Consider the following 16,248-nt stretch of genomic DNA (forward strand, 5'->3'; position numbering starts at 1 on the left):
GCTTCGTGCATGGGCAGGTCGATCCTGCCTGAAATCACCATCCGCTTGGGGATGCTGTGGCCATGACCGTCTCGTTACCTTCCCGTGTCGACGTGCTGATCATCGGCGGCGGCATCGTCGGCTGCTCGATCGCCTATCACCTCACCAAGCTCGGCATCACCGACGTCCTCCTGCTCGAGCGCAAGCAGCTCACCTGCGGCACGACCTGGCACGCTGCCGGCCTGATCGGCCAGCTTCGTGCCACCCGCCGCATGACCGAGCTCGCGAAGTACACCTCTGAGCTCCTCCACAAGCTCGAGGCCGAGACCGGGCAGGCCACCGGCTTCAAGCAGAACGGCTCGATCTCGCTGGCGCTGAACGCCGAGCGGTTCGAGGAGCTGAAGCGGGGCGCCTCCATGGCCAAGAACTTCGGCCTCGAGGTCGAGGTAATCGGCCCCGCCGAGATCAAGGCGAAGTACCCGCTGCTCGATCTCACGGACGTGATCGGGGGCGTGTTTCTTCCCAAGGACGGACAGGCGAACCCGATCGACACCACGCAGGCCTTCGCGAAAGGCGCCAAGAATCGTGGCGCGCGCATACTGGAAGGCATCAAGGTCGAGCGCATCCTGGTCGAGCAGGGCCGGGCGGTGGGCGTGATGACGGCAGAGGGGCCGGTCAGAGCCGGGACGGTGGTGCTCGCCGCCGGCATGTGGTCGCGCGCGCTCGCGGCCACGATCGGTGTCTCGGTGCCGCTGCACGCGGCCGAGCACTTCTACATCGTGACCGAGCCTTTGGCCGACGTGCCGCGCGATCTGCCGGTCCTACGGGTCACGGACGAGTGCACCTACTACAAGGAGGATGCCGGGAAGCTGCTCGTCGGCGCCTTCGAGCCCGTCGCCAAGCCCTGGGGGATGGACGGCATTCCGGAGGATTTTTGCTTCGACAGCCTGCCCGAGGACGTGGATCATTTCGAGCCGATCCTCGAGAAGGCCACGGCGCGCCTGCCGATCCTGGCGACGGCCGGCATCCAGACCTTCTTCAACGGCCCCGAAAGCTTCACCCCCGACGACCGCTACCTTTTGGGTGAGACCGCGGAGGTGCGGGATCTCTTCGTCGCCTGCGGCTTCAACTCGATCGGCATCCAGAGCTCGGGCGGTGCGGGGAAGGTGCTGGCCGAGTGGATCAGGGACCGCCGGATGCCGGTCGATCTCACCGACGTCGACGTCCGCCGGCTGCACCCGTTCCAGAGCACGAAGGCCTATCTGCGCGACCGCACCACGGAGAGCCTGGGCCTGCTCTACGCCATGCACTGGCCCTACCGGCAGTACGACACGGCCCGTGGCGCCCGTCGCTCGCCGTTCCACGACCGGCTCGTGGCGCACGGCGCCGTCATGGGCGAGACCGCGGGCTGGGAGCGGCCGAACTGGTATGCGCCCGAAGACGTGCCGCGCGAGTACCGCTACTCCTATGGCCGTCAGAACTGGTTCGAACACGCCGCGGCCGAATGCCGGGCGGTGCGCGATGCGGTCGGCCTGTTCGACCAGTCGAGCTTCGCGAAGTTCCTGGTCGAGGGGCCGGACGCCTGCGCCGTTCTCAACCGCGTCGCCGTGAGCGACGTCGACGTGCCGGAAGGCCGGATCGTCTACACGCAATGGTGCAACGAGCAGGGCGGCATCGAGGCCGACCTCACGATCACCCGCCTTGCCGAGACGCGCTTTCTCGTCGTCACGGGTGCCGCCGTCCAGACCCGTGATCTCGCCTGGCTGCGCCGGCACGTGCCGGAAGAGGCGCGCTGCACGGTCGTCGACATCACCTCGGGCCTGCCGATGCTGGGCCTGATGGGCCCGAACAGCCGCCCGCTGCTCACGAAGCTCACGGGTGAGGATCTCGGCAACGCCGCCTTCCCCTTCGGCGCCTCGCGCGAGCTCGAGATCGGCTATGCCAGGGTGCGGGCGAGCCGCATCACCTATGTCGGCGAGCTCGGCTGGGAGCTCTACGTCCCGGCCGAGATGGCACTCCACGTCTTCGAGCGCATCGAGGAGGCGGGCCGGGAGTTCGGCCTCGTCCATGCCGGCTATCACGCCATGAACAGCTTGCGCATGGAGAAGGGCTACCGCCACTGGGGCCACGACATCGGCCCCGAGGACGATCCGATCGAGGCGGGCCTCGCCTTTACGGTCGCCTGGGCCAAGAAAGGCGGCTTCATAGGCCGGGACGCGCTGCTGCGGAAGAAAGAGGCTGGCACGCCCACCCGCCGCCTCGTCCAGATCCGGCTGCTCGATGACGCGAAGCTCCTCTACCATGAAGAGCCGGTCTGGATCGGGGATCGCATCGTCGGCTCGATCACCTCCGGCATGTACGGCCACCGCATCGGCGCTTCCCTCGGCATGGGCTACTTGCAGCACGAGGGGGGTGTGACCGCCGACTGGCTCGCCGGCCAGACGCTCGAGGTCGAGGTCGCCTGGGAGCGCGTGCCGGCAAGGGCGCAGCTCCAGGCCTGGTACGACCCGAGGAACGAGCGAATCCGCGCCTAACCCGGCACCAGCCGCGCCCGGCCGGGGCTCGTTCCGAACAGGGCCTTGTAGCTTCGGCTGAAATGTTCGACCGAGCCGAAGCCGGTCGCCATCGCGATCTCGAGCACCGAGAGGCTCGTCTGTTCGAGGAGCTCGCGTGCGCGCTCGAGGCGCAGCTCGCGGTCGAAGCGCTTGAACGAGCGGCCGAGATGGGTCGTGAACAGCCGCTGGAGCTGGCGCGGCGAGACGCCGAGTGCCGCCGCCGCCGCGGTCAGGCTCGGCGGCTGCTCGATCGAGCCGTGCAGAAGCTCGATCGCGCGGAGCACCGTGGGGTTGCGCGTGCCGTAGCGGCGCATGGGGGCGATCTGCTGCGGGGCTGCGGGGTCGCGAATCTGCTGATGGATGAGCTGGTCGGCCACGTCGAAGGCGAGCGTGGTCCCGTGCTCGCGGGCGATGGCCGAGAGGGAAAGATCGATCCCCGCCGTGCCGCCGGCGCAGGTCGCGACCCGACCCGAGCGTTCGAACAGGGAGCGCCGCGTCTCGACCTTGGGGTAGAGCTCGGCGAAGGCCGCGATCGATTCCCAGTGCAGCGTCACGCGCTGGCCGTGCAGGAGGCCCGCTTCCGCAAGGAGGAAGGCGCCGGTATCGACCGCCCACAGCTCGGCGCCGCTGCGATCCAGCGCGCGTAGCCAGGCCAGCACCTCGCGGTTCGCGGCGGCCAAGGGCTCGAAGCTCGTGCAGACGATGACGCGCCCCGCCCGCACGGGGGCACGCACCGTGCGCTCGGCCGTGATCGGCAGGCCGCTGCTGGCTTCGATGGCGCCTCCCATGGGGCTCACGAAGCGCCAGCGGTAAAGCGGTCGTTCGGCCAGCCGGTTTGCGATCCGAAACGGCTCCAGCACGGCCGAGAGCGCCATCAGCGAGAAACGGGGCATCAGGAGAACGGCGATCTCGAGCGGGGCGGAGCTGGGCATGGGCGATGGCGCAATTCGTCAAGGAAGCGGCTCGAACGATCAATAGCGCGCCATCGTGGCTGCTACCATCCGGACCAGCGCATTCAGGGCAGGGAGGCCGAAGGGCGGCCATGAACACCGAGGTGATCGTCACCTGTGCGGTGACGGGAGCGGGCGATACCGTCGGCAAGCATCCGGCGATTCCGGTGACACCGGAGCAGATCGCGAACGCGGCGATCGAGGCCGCCCGCGCTGGTGCCGCCATTGCCCATATCCACGTCCGCGATCCCGAGACCGGCAAGGCCGCGCGCCATCCCGACCTCTATCGCGAGGTGGTGGAGCGCATCCGTGCCTCCGGGGTCGACGTCGTCATCAATCTCACGGCCGGCATGGGCGGCGACTTCGTGCCCGATCCGCAGGAACCCTGGCGCGGCGGCCCCGGCACCGACATGGCGACGGTCGAGGACCGGCTCGTCCATGTCGAGGAGCTCAGGCCCGAGATCTGCACGCTCGACTGCGGCAGCATGAACTACGCGGCCTCGGCCTATGTCAGCACGCCCGACATGCTGCGGGCGATGGCGCGGCGGATCAAGGCTGTGGGCGTCAAGCCCGAGATCGAGGTGTTCGAGCTCGGCCATGTCTGGCAGGCGAAAATGCTGGTACAGGAGGGGCTGATCGAGGCCCCGCCCTTGTTCCAGCTCTGCATGGGCATTCCTTACGGGGCCGAGGCCGACCCGCGCGCGGTGCTTGCCATGCGCGACCTGCTGCCGCCGGGGGCGATCTTCGCTGCCTTCGGCATCGGCCGGATGCAGATGCCGATGGTGGCGCAGGCCGTGCTCATGGGCGGCCACGTCCGGGTCGGGCTCGAGGACAATCTCTGGCTCGACAAAGGTGTCTACGCCTCCAACGGCGATCTCGTGGCGCGTGCCTGCGAGATCGTCCGGCTGATGGGGGCCCGCGTCGTCGGTCCCGAAGAAGCGCGCAAGAAGCTCGGCCTGAGGAAGCAGCGATGAACGTGCGCAAAGTTGGCCTGATCGGGGCCGGCGTCATCGGGGCGGGCTGGGCCGCGCGCCTCGTGCTGAACGGCATCGACGTGGCGCTCTACGATCCCGACCCCGAGGTCGAGCGCAAGGTGGGCGAGGTTCTGGCCAACGCCGAGCGCGCCTATCGCAAGCTGACGCTGGCGCCTTTGCCACGGCGTGGCAGCGTCACGTTCGCCCGCTCGGTGGAGGAGGCGGTGGCGGATGCCGACTTCGTCCAGGAGAGCGCGCCCGAGCGCGAGGACCTGAAGATCCGGCTCCTGGCGCAGGTCGACCGCGCCTGCCGTCCGGACGTCGTGATCGGTACCAGCACCTCGGGTCTGCTGCCGACCCGGCTGCAGTCCGGGATGGCGCATCCCGAGCGGTTCACGGTCGGCCACCCGTTCAACCCGGTCTATCTCCTGCCGCTGGTCGAGATCTGCGGCGGCGAGCGGACCAGCGAGGCGACCAAGGAGCGGGCCGCCACCTTCTACCGCAGCATCGGTATGAAGCCCTTGATGCTGCGGAAGGAGATCGACGGCTTCATCGCCGACCGGCTCATGGAGGCGCTCTGGCGCGAGGCGCTGCATCTCGTCAACGACGACGTCGCCACGGTCGAGGAGATCGACGACGCGGTCCGCTTCGGCTGCGGCCTGCGCTGGTCGTTCATGGGCACCTTTCTCGTCTACCGCATCGCCGGCGGCGAGGCCGGGATGCGCCACTTCATGGCCCAGTTCGGCCCGGCGCTGAAGCTGCCCTGGACGAAGCTGGAGGCACCGGAGCTCACGGACGAGCTGCTCGAGAAGATCGTGGCCCAGTCGGACGCGCAGGCCGGCGACCGCTCGATCCGCGAGCTGGAGCGCTTGCGCGACGACTGCCTCGTCTCGGTGATGCAGGGCCTCAGGAGCCATCACTGGGGGGCAGGCGAGGTCCTCGCAGCCTACGAGGAGAAGCTCTACGAGGCGAGCCACGCCCATGTCATGGGCGCGGGCGACGATCTCGCGCAGCCTTTGCGCCTGCACGAGGCGCGGGTGCTGCCGGAGTGGATCGACTACAACGGCCACATGACCGAGAGCCGCTACCTCCAGGTCTTCGGCGACGCCTCGGACGCGCTCTTCCGCTATGTCGGCATCGACGAGGCTTACCACCGCGCGGGCCTCAGCTACTACACGGTCGAGACCCACATCATGCATCTGCGCGAGGTCGAGGCCGGCGTGCCGCTCCACGTCACGACGCAGATCCTCGGCGCCGACGAGAAGCGCATCCATCTCTTCCATTCGCTCCACCGCTCGGACGACGGCACGCGCCTCGCCACCGCCGAGCAGATGCTGCTCCACGTCGACACCAATGCCGGTCGTGCCTGCCCGGCGCGCGAGGACGTGCGGGAGCGGGTCTTGCGCATCGCTGCAGCCCATCGCGACCTGCCCAGGCCGGACTTCGCCGGCCGGCAGGTCGGGGCACCACGGCGCTAGTGTCATGACGGGCACGCCGCTTCGTGTGCTCGTCACCGCGGCGGCCACCGGCATCGGCCGGGCGATCGCGTGCGGCTTCATGGCGCGCGGGGATCGGGTCCACATCTGCGACATTGACTCCGGTGCGCTGGCCGCCTTCCATGCGGCGCATCCCGAAGCCGGAGTGAGCCTCGCCGACGTTTCCGTCGAGGCCGACGTCGACCGGCTGTTCGAGGAGGCCACGGCCCGCCTGGGCGGGCTCGACGTGCTGGTCAACAATGCCGGCATAGCCGGGCCGACGGTACCGGTCGAGGACGTGGCCTACGACGACTGGCGCCGCTGCCTCGCCGTCAATCTCGACGGCGCTTTCCTGTGCGCGCGCCGGGCGGCGCCGCTCCTGAAGGCGCAGGGGCAGGGGGCGATCGTCAATCTCTCCTCGACCGCGGGCCTGTTCGGCTACCCGAATCGCGCACCTTACTGCGCGGCCAAGTGGGCGATCATCGGACTCACCAAGACGCTCGCCATGGAGCTCGGTCCCTTCGGCGTGCAGGTCAACGCAATCTGTCCGGGCTCGGTCGAGGGCCCGCGCATGGCGCGCGTCATCGCCGCCGAGGCGGCGGTCACCGGCCGGAGCGAAGCGGAAGTGCGGCGCAGCTACGAGCGCTCCGTATCTTTACGCACCTTCGTGACCCCCGAGGACGTCGCCGGGATGGTGCTTTTCCTGTGCAGCCCGGCGGGCAAGCGCATCTCCGGCCAGGCGCTCGCCGTCGACGGCCACACCGAATCCCTCACGAGCTGAGCAGAATCCATGGACTTCGCCCTCTCGCCCGAGCAGCAGATGGTGGTCGACACGGTGCGGAGCTTCGTCGAGAACGAGCTCTACCCGCTCGAGGCCGAGGTCGAGCGCACCGGCGAGGTGCGACCCGAGGTCGGACGCGAGATCATACGGAAAGTGAAGGAGCTCGGCTTCTACGCGCCGAACATCCCGGAAGAGTTCGGCGGCGGCGGGCTCGACCATCTCACCTTCACCCTCCTCGAGCGCGAGCTCGGCCGGGCGAGCTACGGCCTCTCCGTGTTCTGGGGCCGGCCCTCCAACATTCTGTGCGCCTGCAACGACGAGCAGCGGGAGCGCTATTTGCTTCCGGCCGTGCGCGGCGAGCGGATCGACTGCCTCGCCATGACCGAGCCCGAGGCCGGCTCGGACGTACGCTCGATGAAGACCTTCGCGCGCCGCGATGGTGGCGACTGGGTCATCAACGGTACCAAGCACTTCATCAGCCACGCCGACATCGCGGATTTCGCCATCGTCTTCGTCGCGACCGGGACGGAGGAGACGAAGGCCGGCCCGAAGCAGCGCATCACCTGCTTTCTGATCGACCGCGGCACGCCGGGCTTCGAGATCAGGCCGGGCTACCGAAGCGTCTCGCACCGCGGCTACCACAACTGCATCCTCGACTTCGACGAATGCCGGGTGCCTTCCTCGCAGATCCTGGGCGAGGAGGGAGCAGGCTTCGAGCTCATGACCACCTGGCTCTACGCCACCCGGCTCACGGTCGCCGCCACGTGCGTCGGTCGGGCGCGGCGCGTGTTCGACCTCGCGGCGGCCTGGGCAGCGGAGCGGAAGCAGTTCGGCCAGCCGATCGGCAGGTTCCAGGGAACTTCGTTCAAGCTCGCCGACATGGCGACCGAGATCGACGCCGCCGATCTCCTCACCCTGAAGGCCGCCTGGCTGCTCGATCAGCGTACGGACGCCAACCGGATGATCGCGCAGGCCAAGCTCTACGCTTCCGAGATGCTGGCGCGCGTCACCGATCATGCCATCCAGATCTTCGGCGGCATGGGCCTCATGGAGGAGACCGGGATCGAACGCTTCTGGCGCGATGCGCGTGTCGAGCGGATCTGGGACGGCACCAGCGAGATCCAGCGCCACATCATCAGCCGCGACATCCTGAGAAGGCTCGGGGCCTGACGCGCATGGATCTCCGCCGTCTGCTGCATCCGCGCGGAATCGCAGTGTTCGGTGGCTGGCAGGCGGCAGGAGTCATCCGCCGCTGCGAGGAGATGGGCTTTGCCGGCCCCATCTGGCCGGTCCATCCTACCAGGACCGAGATCGAGGGCCGCCCGGCGTTTCGCAGCGTGGCCGACCTGCCCGAAACACCCGATGCAGCCTTCATCGCCGTCAACCGCGAGCTTTCGGTCGAGGTCGTACGCGAGCTGGCGGCACGTGGTGCGGGCGGGGCCGTCTGCTACGCTTCCGGCTTCAAGGAGACCGGCGGGCGTGGGGAGGAGCTCCAGGCCGCCCTCGTCGCGGCTGCGGGCGACATGCCCTTCTTCGGTCCCAACTGCTACGGCATCATCAACTACCTGGACGGCGCCCTGCTCTGGTTCGACCAGCACGGCGGCAAGCGCTGCGAGCGCGGGGTCGCGATCCTGACCCAGTCGGGCAACATCGCGCTCAACCTCACCATGCAGCGCCGCGGCCTGCCGCTGGCCTACGTGCTGACGCTGGGTAACCAGGCGAAGGTGGGCCTTGCCACCTGCCTCGCGGCACTCGTCGACGATCCGCGCGTCACCGCCATCGGGCTCCACATCGAGGGCATCGACGACGTCGCCGCGTTCGATGCGGCCGGGCGCAAGGCGCTGGCGGCGAGGAAGCCCGTCGTCGTGCTCAAGGCCGGGCGCTCGGCGGCAGGGGCGGCGCTCACCATGAGCCATACCGCCTCGCTCGCCGGGGCGGACGAGGCCATGACGGCCCTGTTCGCCCGGCTCGGCATGGCGCGGGTGAATTCGATCCCGGTCCTGCTCGAGACCCTGAAGCTGCTCCATGCCGGCGGCGCCCTGCATGGGCGCGACGTCGTCTCGCTTAGCTGCTCGGGCGGCGAGGCCTCGCTGATGGCGGATGCGAGCGAGGGCCGGCGGCTGTGCTTCCGTGGCTTCGACCCGGACCAGACGGAACGGGTCCGCACCACGCTCAACGAGCTCGTCACCATCTCGAACCCGCTCGATTATCACACCTTCATCTGGGCGAAGCCGGATCAGCTCCGCGCGACCTTCTCGGCCGTCATGGCGTGCGGCTTCGATCTCTCCTTTCTCCTTCTCGATCTGCCTCGCGCCGACCGCTGCGATCCCGCCGACTGGTACGTCTCGCTCGACGCCTGGAAGGACGCGCGCGACGCTACCGGCGCGCGCACCGCCATCCTCGCCACGCTTCCCGAGTGCCTGCCCGAACATGTCGCCGAACGCCTGCTCGCGGACGGCATCGCTCCCCTTGCCGGGATGGAGGAGGCCCTGGCGGCCGCCGAGGCCGCCGCCGATATCGGCGCCGCGCAGGCGCGGGCACTGCCGCCGCCGCTCCTGTCGGCCGAGGCCCCGGCCGGGGAGCCCGTCACCCTCGACGAGTGGGAGGGCAAGACGCTTCTCGCCCGCTTCGGCCTCGCCCATCCCGGCGGCCGGTGCGTGCCGGATGCCGCCGCTGCCGTCGCTGCCGCGGAGGCCATGGGCTACCCCGTCGTGGTGAAGGCGGTGGGCCGCACGCTCGCCCACAAGAGCGAGCTCGGTGCGGTAGCCTTGCGATTGCGGAACGCGGCCGAGGTCGAAGCGGTCGCCCGGCGCATGCTGGCCTTGGGCGAGGCGATCCTGGTCGAGCCCATGGTGCAGGACGGTGTAGCCGAGCTTCTCGTCGGCGTCATCCGCGATCCCCAGCTCGGGCTCTGCCTCGTCGTGGGTGCCGGCGGGATCATGGTCGAGCTTCTGGCCGACCGGGCGCTCCTTCTCCTGCCGACCACCGAGGAGGCGGTGCGCGAGGCGATCTCGAGCCTGCGCACCGCACCGCTGCTCCAGGGCTTTCGCGGCCGGCCCGCCGGTGACCTCGATGCCGCCGTGGCCGCCGTGCTGGCGGTGGCGCGCTTCGCTGCGACTTACGCCGACCGCCTCGTCGAGCTCGACGTCAATCCTCTGATCGTCCGCCCGGCAGGCAAGGGTGCGGTCGCGGCCGACGCCTTCGTCCGCCTCGTTCCCGGAGAGCCCAGTCCATGACCGATTCTACGCCGCTTCGGGTCACCCGCGAGGGGGGCGTGCTCGAGGTCGTCCTCGACCGCCCCAAGGCCAATGCGATCGATGCCGCGACCAGCCGGAAGATGGGTGAGCTGTTCTTGGGTTTCCGCGACGACCCGGAGCTTCGGGTCGCCATCGTCACCGGGGCCGGCGGCAGGTTTTTCAGCGCCGGCTGGGACCTCAAGGCCGCAGCCGAAGGCGAAGCGCCCGACGCTGATTTCGGCATCGGCGGCTTCGCCGGCCTGCAGCAGCTTCCCGACCTCAACAAGCCCGTGATCGCTGCCGTCAACGGCATGGCCGTGGGCGGCGGCTTCGAGCTGGCGCTGTCGTGCGATCTGATCCTCGCCGCCGACCATGCCCGCTTCGCGCTGCCCGAGATCAACGTGGGCGTGCTCGCCGATGCGGCCACCATCAAGCTGCCACGGCGCATCCCCTATCATGTCGCCATGGATCTTCTGCTCACCGGCCGGTTCATGGACGCGGCCGAGGCGGCGCGCTGGGGGCTCGTCAACGAGGTCGTGCCGGGAGACGGCCTGATGGCGCGCGCCCGCGAGCTGGCGCGTCTCCTGGCCGAAGGGCCGCCTCTGGTCTTCGCCGCCATCAAGGAGGTGGTGCGCAAGACCGCCACCATGGGCGAGCAGGAGGCGCTGGCGCTGGTAGCGGCGAAGGGCCTGCCGACCGTGAAGCGCGTCTACGAGAGCGAGGACCAGCTCGAAGGGGCACGCGCCTTTGCCGAGAAGAGGAAGCCCGTCTGGAAGGGCCGCTGAACGCATGCGCACCGTCGAGAAGTTTCCCCGCTCCGTCCGCGAGCTCGAGAACGTCTGGATCGAGCTGAGCGACGGCTGCCGCCTCGCCGCCCGGATCTGGCTGCCCGAGGATGCCGAGACGAGCCCGGTGCCGGCGATCCTGGAATATCTCCCCTACCGCAAGCGCGACGGGACGGCGGCGCGCGATGCGCTCACCCACCCTTATCTCGCCGGCCACGGCTATGCCTGTGTCCGTGTCGACATGCGCGGCAACGGCGAGAGCGACGGGCTCATGGAGGACGAGTACCTGCCGCAGGAGCAGGACGACGCCCTTCAGGTCATCGCCTGGCTCGCGGCCCAACCCTGGTGCAGCGGGGCCGTCGGCATGATGGGGATCTCCTGGGGCGGCTTCAACGCGCTCCAGGTGGCGGCACGCCGGCCACCGGCCTTGAAGGCGATCGTCACCGTCTGTTCGACCGTCGACCGCTACGCCGACGACATTCATTACAAGGGTGGCTGCCTCCTGGGCGAGAACCTGGGCTGGGCCGCCACCATGCTGGCCTATTCCTCGCGGCCGCCCGATCCTCTCCTCGTCGGCGAGCGCTGGCGCGAGATGTGGCTGCACCGCCTCGAGAACGAGCCCGTCCTGATCGACACCTGGCTCCGCCATCAGACCCGCGACGCCTACTGGCGCCACGGCTCGGTGTGCGAGGACTACGGCGCGATCCAGGCGGCGACGCTCGCCGTCGGCGGCTGGAACGATTCCTACAAGAACGCCGTGCCGCAGCTCGTCCAGCACCTGCGCGTACCGGTGAAGGGGATCGTCGGCCCCTGGATCCACAAATACCCGCACTTTGCCGTGCCGGGGCCGCGAATCGGCTTCCTGCAGGAGATGCTGCGCTGGTGGGATCGCTGGCTGAAAGGAAGCGACACCGGTGTGGAGCGCGACCCGGCCTACCGCATCTATCTCATGGCGAGCGAGCTGCCGCAGGCCGAGCTCGCGTTCCGGCAGGGACGCTGGATCGGCGAGCCGGCCTGGCCGTCGCCCAACGTGTCGCTGCAGCGGCTCTGGCTCAACGACGATGGTCTCTGCCGAAAGCCCGGCGCGCTCGTGCCGCGCGCGGTCTGCTCGCCGCAGGATCTGGGTCTGACCGGCGGCGAGTTCTGCGCCATCTGGACCGGTCCGGAGCTGCCGCTCGACCAGCGTGCCGACGACGGCGGCTCCTTGTGCTTCGACAGCCGCCCGCTCCAGGAATCGGTTGCCATCGTGGGCGCACCCGTCGTCGAGCTCGAGATCGCGGCCGACCGGCGGGTGGCGTTCGTCGTCGTGCGCCTGTGCGACGTCTTCCCGGACGGAACCTCGGCCCGGATCACCTACGGTGTCCTCAATCTCTGCCAGCGGGAGAGCCGCGAGCGGCCGAGCCCGCTCGAGCCCGGTCGACGCTACCGGGTACGGGTCGAGCTCGACCACATCGCCTACGAGCTGCCGGCGGGCCATCGGCTGCGGGTCGCGATCTCCTCGACCTACTGGCCGCTCCTCTGGCCTTCGCCCGAGCCCGTGACGCTCACCGTCACGGCCGGTACCTCGCACCTCGAGCTGCCGGTGCGAAAAGCGCCCGGGAGCGAGCCCGAGGTCGTGTTCGCCGGACCCGAGGCCGCCCCGCCGCGGGCGGTGGAGCAGATCCGGCCACCCAGCCACGACCGGCGGGTCGAGCGCGATCTCGGCACCGGCGAGACCCGGCTCGTCGTCGACGACGACTTCGGCCTCGTGAAGGATCTCGGCCACGGCCTCGTCACCGGCGAGATCGCGCGCGAGACCTGGACGATCCGCGACGGCGATCCGCTCTCGGCCAGGGCCGAGATCCACTGGACCGAGACGCTCGAGCGCGACGGGTGGTCGGTGCGGACGGAGACCTTCTCGAGCCTGAGCTGCGACGAGACGAGCTTTCTCGTCAGGGCACGGATCGAGGCCTACGAGGGCGAGCGGCTGATCCATGCGCGCGACCACGAGGCCAGGATTCCGCGGGTGATGATCTGAGAACGGCGAGCAGGGGAAGCGGGATGCCGGAGAAGGTGGTGTTCGTCATCGTGGACGGGATGCGTCACGACACGGCGCTCTCGGTCTGCGGCTTCCTGGAAGGGCTCGTCGCCGGCGGCAAGGCGCGGCGCTTCACGCTGCGGGCGGCTCTGCCCAGCATCTCGCTCCCGCTCTACGAGACCCTGCACACCGGGCTGCCACCGGTCGAGCACGGCTTCACCAGCAACGAGCTCCTCGCTCCCTCGCGCTCGCCCAACGTCTTCGGCATCGCAAGAGAGCACGGGCTCAAGACGGCGGCCTGCGCGCACTACTACTTCTCGGTGCTCTACAACGGCGAACGCTACGATCCCTTGCGCGATCTCGAGTACGAGGACCCCGCGCGCCCGATTCCGATCGGCCGGTTCCATTCCGAGCGCGGCAAGACCCGCTTCAACATCGCCTATCCCGGCGACGGCGATCTCCTGACCCAGGCTGGCATCGTGCTGAAGAAGCACGCGCCCGACTATCTCCTGGTCCATAGCTGCACGGTCGATGCGATCGGTCACGCCTTCGGCGCCACATCGGCGGAGTACCGGCAGCAATGCGCCGTGATCGACAACGAGCTGGCGCAGAACGTCCCGCTGTGGCAGGCGCTGGGCTACCGGGTGATCGTCACCGCTGACCACGGCCAGACCGACGATGGCTGGCATGGCGGCCCGAGCGACGCCGAGACGCTCGTTCCTTGGTACGATATCGGCCATCCCGAGCCCGGCATCGCGCCCGGAATCGAGAATCAGCTCCGGGCGGCGCCCACTCTCCTGAGCTTGCTGGGCCTGCCGATCCCGCGCAGCATGCGGGAGCCGCCGCTGCCGGTGTGAGGAAGGCAACGATGGCCGACGATCACGATAAAAACGGGCGGTGAGAACATGACGAACGAGCTCGATGATCTGGCACGCCGAGCGATTCTGGGACACTTGAGCCGGCGCGACTTCATGGGCCGGGCCGCGGCGCTCGGCATCGCTGCTCCGGCGGCGATGTCGCTCCTCAGCCGGGCGGCTGCAGCGGCCGGGCCGCAGAAAGGCGGGCAGCTCAAGATCGGCATGGTAGGCGGGGCCGCCACCGACAGTCTCGACCCTGCCACTTTCTCCTCCCAAGTGCCCTACACCTTCGGCCGCTACTGGGGCGAGACGCTGACCGAGACCTCGCCCGTCGATGGCTCGGCCGTGCCGGTGCTGGCCGAATCCTGGTCGTCCTCGGACGACGCCAGGACCTGGCGGTTCAGGATCAGGAAGGGGGTCGCCTTTCACGACGGCCGGGCGATGACCGTGGACGACGTGGTGGCGACACTCGTCCGCCACAGCGGCGAGAAGGCCAAATCCGGCGCCTTGGGCATGATGCGCGGTATCGAGCGGATCGAGGCCTCGGGCGAGGAGGTCGTGATCCGGCTCAAGGAGGCCAATGTCGACCTGCCGCTGCTCTTGAGCGACTATCACCTGATCATCCAGCCGAACGGCGGCATCGACAAGCCCGATGCCGGCATCGGCACCGGTCCTTACAAGGTCGAGACCGCGCAGCACGGCGTGCGCTATCTCGCGAGCCGGGTGAAGGATCACTGGCGCGAGAATGTGGGCCACGTCGATTCGATCGAGCTCCTGGTCATCAACGATCTCACCGCCCGCACCTCGGCGCTGATGTCGGGCCAGGTTCATCTCATCAACCGGGTGGACCCCAAGACGGTGGACCTCCTGAAGCGCAGCCCCAATGTCGCGATCGAGAACGTCTCGGGGAAAGGTCATTACGTCTTCCTGATGCACTGCGACAAGGAACCGTTCTCGAACCCCGACCTCCGGCTCGCCATGAAGCTCGCCATGGATCGCGAGACCATGCTGAAGCAGGTCCTGCGCGGCTACGGCAAGATCGGCAACGATTTTCCGATCAACGAGGCCTACGAGCTCTTCCCCGACGACATCCCGCAGCGCCCCTACGATCCCGATCAGGCCAGGCATCACTATCAGAAGTCCGGCCACTCGGGTCCGATCCTGCTCCGCACCTCGGACGTGGCCTTTCCCGGCGCCAACGATGCCGCCGTCCTCTTCCAGCAGGCCTGCGCCAAGGCCGGCATCCCGGTCGAGATCAAACGCGAGCCCGGCGACGGCTACTGGTCCGAGGTCTGGAACAGGCAGCCCTTCTGTACCTCGTACTGGGGCGGACGTCCGACCCAGGACCAGATGTATGCGACGGCTTACGTCTCGACCGCCGACTGGAACGACACCAAGTGGTTCCGGCCCGCGTTCGACCGGCTCCTGGTCCAGGCGAGAGGCGAGCTCGACAAGGGCAAGCGCAAGGACATGTACCGGCAGCTCGCCCTCATGGTGCGCGACGATGGCGGGCTGATCCTGCCGATGTTCAACGACTATATCGACGCCCGCAGCGCGAAGGTGCAGGGCTTCGTCAAGGACCCGGCCGGCGAGCTGTCGAACGGCTTCGCCGGAATCAGGGTCTGGCTCACGGCCTGAGGAGGCGGCGTGCATGAAGCTCGACGTCCGCGGGCGGCTCGATCCCGAGATGGCGGCGGCGCTGGAGGCGAGCGCTGCCCACAGCCTGCCGCCCCAGATGCTGCCTGCGGACCCGATCACCGCCATGCGCGCGGCCTATGCTTACGAGCGGCGCTACTGGAACGAGGTGCCGGTCGAGCTCGCCTCGGTCGAGAATGGCGCCATCAAGGCCGCGGGCCTCGTCACGCCGCTTCGCCGCTATTGCCCCGAGGCAGCGGTAGCGGGCGGGCCCGTGCTGGTTTATCTCCACGGCGGCGGCTGGGTCGTGGGCTCGCTCGACACGCACGACCGGATCATGCGCCTGCTCGCCGCCCATGCCGGGCTCGCCGTCCTGGGCGTCGATTACGCGCTGGCACCCGAGCACAAGTTCCCGACCCAGCTCGATCAGGTCGATGCGGTCCTCGACCGGCTGCCGGAGGTCGTGGGCACGGAGCGTTTCGCGCTCGCCGGCGATTCGGCCGGTGCCCATCTCTCGCTGGCGCTCGCCATGCGCCGCCGCGACCGGAGCCGGCCGCTGCCCGGGGCGCTTCTCCTCTATTACGGCGCCTTCGGCCTTGCGGATTCACCCTCGCGCCGGCTCTGGGGCGGCGAGATCGACGGGCTCGACGAGGAGAGCTTGCGCTTTTATCGCGAGGCTTTCCTGCGCACGGCGGAGGACGCGCGCGATCCCTATTACGACCTCCTTTCCGGCGACATGCACGGGCTGCCGCCGGCCTTTCTCGTCGCCGTGACGCTCGATCCCCTGCACGACGACACGATGGCACTCGCCGTGATGCTGCAGGCGGCGGGGGTGCCCGTGGAGTTCGCGGCCTATGACGGCGTGCTCCATGGCTTCCTGCATCTGAGCCGCATGGTGCCGAAAGCGACGGATGCCTTGTGCCGAGGAGCCGCGTTCGTGCGCACACGGCTTACGACGGCTGCTGCGCTGCCGCCGGATTGACCGTGCGCCGGAGCTAACCTAT

General features: G+C 69.0%; 12 protein-coding genes. 11 read left to right on the top strand and 1 reads right to left on the bottom strand.

Annotated elements, in window-relative coordinates; all coding sequences use genetic code 11:
- Nucleotides 1-62 precede the first annotated feature (62 nt).
- Nucleotides 63-2,513 (top strand): GcvT family protein, encoded by a 2,451-nt coding sequence (locus U1T56_RS13365; protein WP_418159982.1) that lies wholly within the window; start codon nt 63-65, stop codon nt 2,511-2,513.
- Here the strand turns inward: U1T56_RS13365 and U1T56_RS13370 are convergent.
- Nucleotides 2,510-3,466, bottom strand: a complete 957-nt coding sequence (locus U1T56_RS13370) for a GlxA family transcriptional regulator (protein ID WP_418159983.1) — start codon at nt 3,464-3,466, stop codon at nt 2,510-2,512. The two genes, U1T56_RS13365 and U1T56_RS13370, sit on opposite strands and share 4 nt — an antisense overlap.
- Nucleotides 3,467-3,576: 110 nt before the next feature.
- Here U1T56_RS13370 and U1T56_RS13375 point away from each other — a divergent pair, with 110 nt between their 5' ends.
- From U1T56_RS13375 to U1T56_RS13420, 10 genes are read left to right on the top strand one after another with little or no spacing between them, the layout of a single operon-like run.
- A complete protein-coding gene (locus U1T56_RS13375; RefSeq protein ID WP_418159984.1) occupies nt 3,577-4,458 on the top strand; it encodes a beta-keto acid cleavage family enzyme in 882 nt (293 codons plus the stop codon).
- Nucleotides 4,455-5,936: a carnitine 3-dehydrogenase gene (locus U1T56_RS13380; protein WP_418159985.1), complete on the top strand. Its 1,482-nt coding sequence runs from the start codon at nt 4,455-4,457 to the stop codon at nt 5,934-5,936. The genes U1T56_RS13375 and U1T56_RS13380 overlap by 4 nt, the downstream gene beginning before the upstream one ends.
- Nucleotides 5,937-5,940: 4 nt before the next feature.
- Entirely contained in the window at nt 5,941-6,714 is a 774-nt protein-coding gene (locus tag U1T56_RS13385; protein ID WP_418159986.1) for an SDR family oxidoreductase, read from the top strand.
- 9 nt (nt 6,715-6,723) lie between these two features.
- Entirely contained in the window at nt 6,724-7,884 is a 1,161-nt protein-coding gene (locus U1T56_RS13390) for an acyl-CoA dehydrogenase family protein (RefSeq protein ID WP_418159987.1), read from the top strand.
- A 5-nt stretch (nt 7,885-7,889) separates the two neighbouring features.
- Nucleotides 7,890-9,950 (top strand): acetate--CoA ligase family protein, encoded by a 2,061-nt coding sequence (locus tag U1T56_RS13395; protein WP_418159988.1) that lies wholly within the window; start codon nt 7,890-7,892, stop codon nt 9,948-9,950.
- Nucleotides 9,947-10,735 carry a carnitinyl-CoA dehydratase gene (locus U1T56_RS13400; protein WP_418159989.1) on the top strand — a complete coding sequence of 263 codons (789 nt, stop codon included), beginning with the start codon at nt 9,947-9,949 and terminating at the stop codon, nt 10,733-10,735. Before U1T56_RS13395 ends, U1T56_RS13400 begins: the two co-directional genes overlap by 4 nt.
- Nucleotides 10,736-10,739: 4 nt before the next feature.
- Entirely contained in the window at nt 10,740-12,752 is a 2,013-nt protein-coding gene (locus U1T56_RS13405) for a CocE/NonD family hydrolase (protein ID WP_418159990.1), read from the top strand.
- Nucleotides 12,753-12,775: 23 nt separating this feature from the next.
- The gene (locus tag U1T56_RS13410; RefSeq protein ID WP_418159991.1) at nt 12,776-13,609 is read left to right on the top strand and encodes an alkaline phosphatase family protein; all 834 of its coding nucleotides are present in this window, start codon (nt 12,776-12,778) and stop codon (nt 13,607-13,609) included.
- A 48-nt stretch (nt 13,610-13,657) separates the two neighbouring features.
- Nucleotides 13,658-15,247 (top strand): ABC transporter substrate-binding protein, encoded by a 1,590-nt coding sequence (locus U1T56_RS13415; protein ID WP_418159992.1) that lies wholly within the window; start codon nt 13,658-13,660, stop codon nt 15,245-15,247.
- 13 nt (nt 15,248-15,260) lie between these two features.
- Complete coding sequence (locus tag U1T56_RS13420) at nt 15,261-16,226, top strand: alpha/beta hydrolase fold domain-containing protein (RefSeq protein ID WP_418159993.1); 966 nt, start codon at nt 15,261-15,263, stop codon at nt 16,224-16,226.
- Nucleotides 16,227-16,248 lie beyond the last annotated feature (22 nt).

Source organism: Benzoatithermus flavus (assembly GCF_037908215.1).
Classification (GTDB): Bacteria; Pseudomonadota; Alphaproteobacteria; order Geminicoccales; family Geminicoccaceae; genus Benzoatithermus; species Benzoatithermus flavus.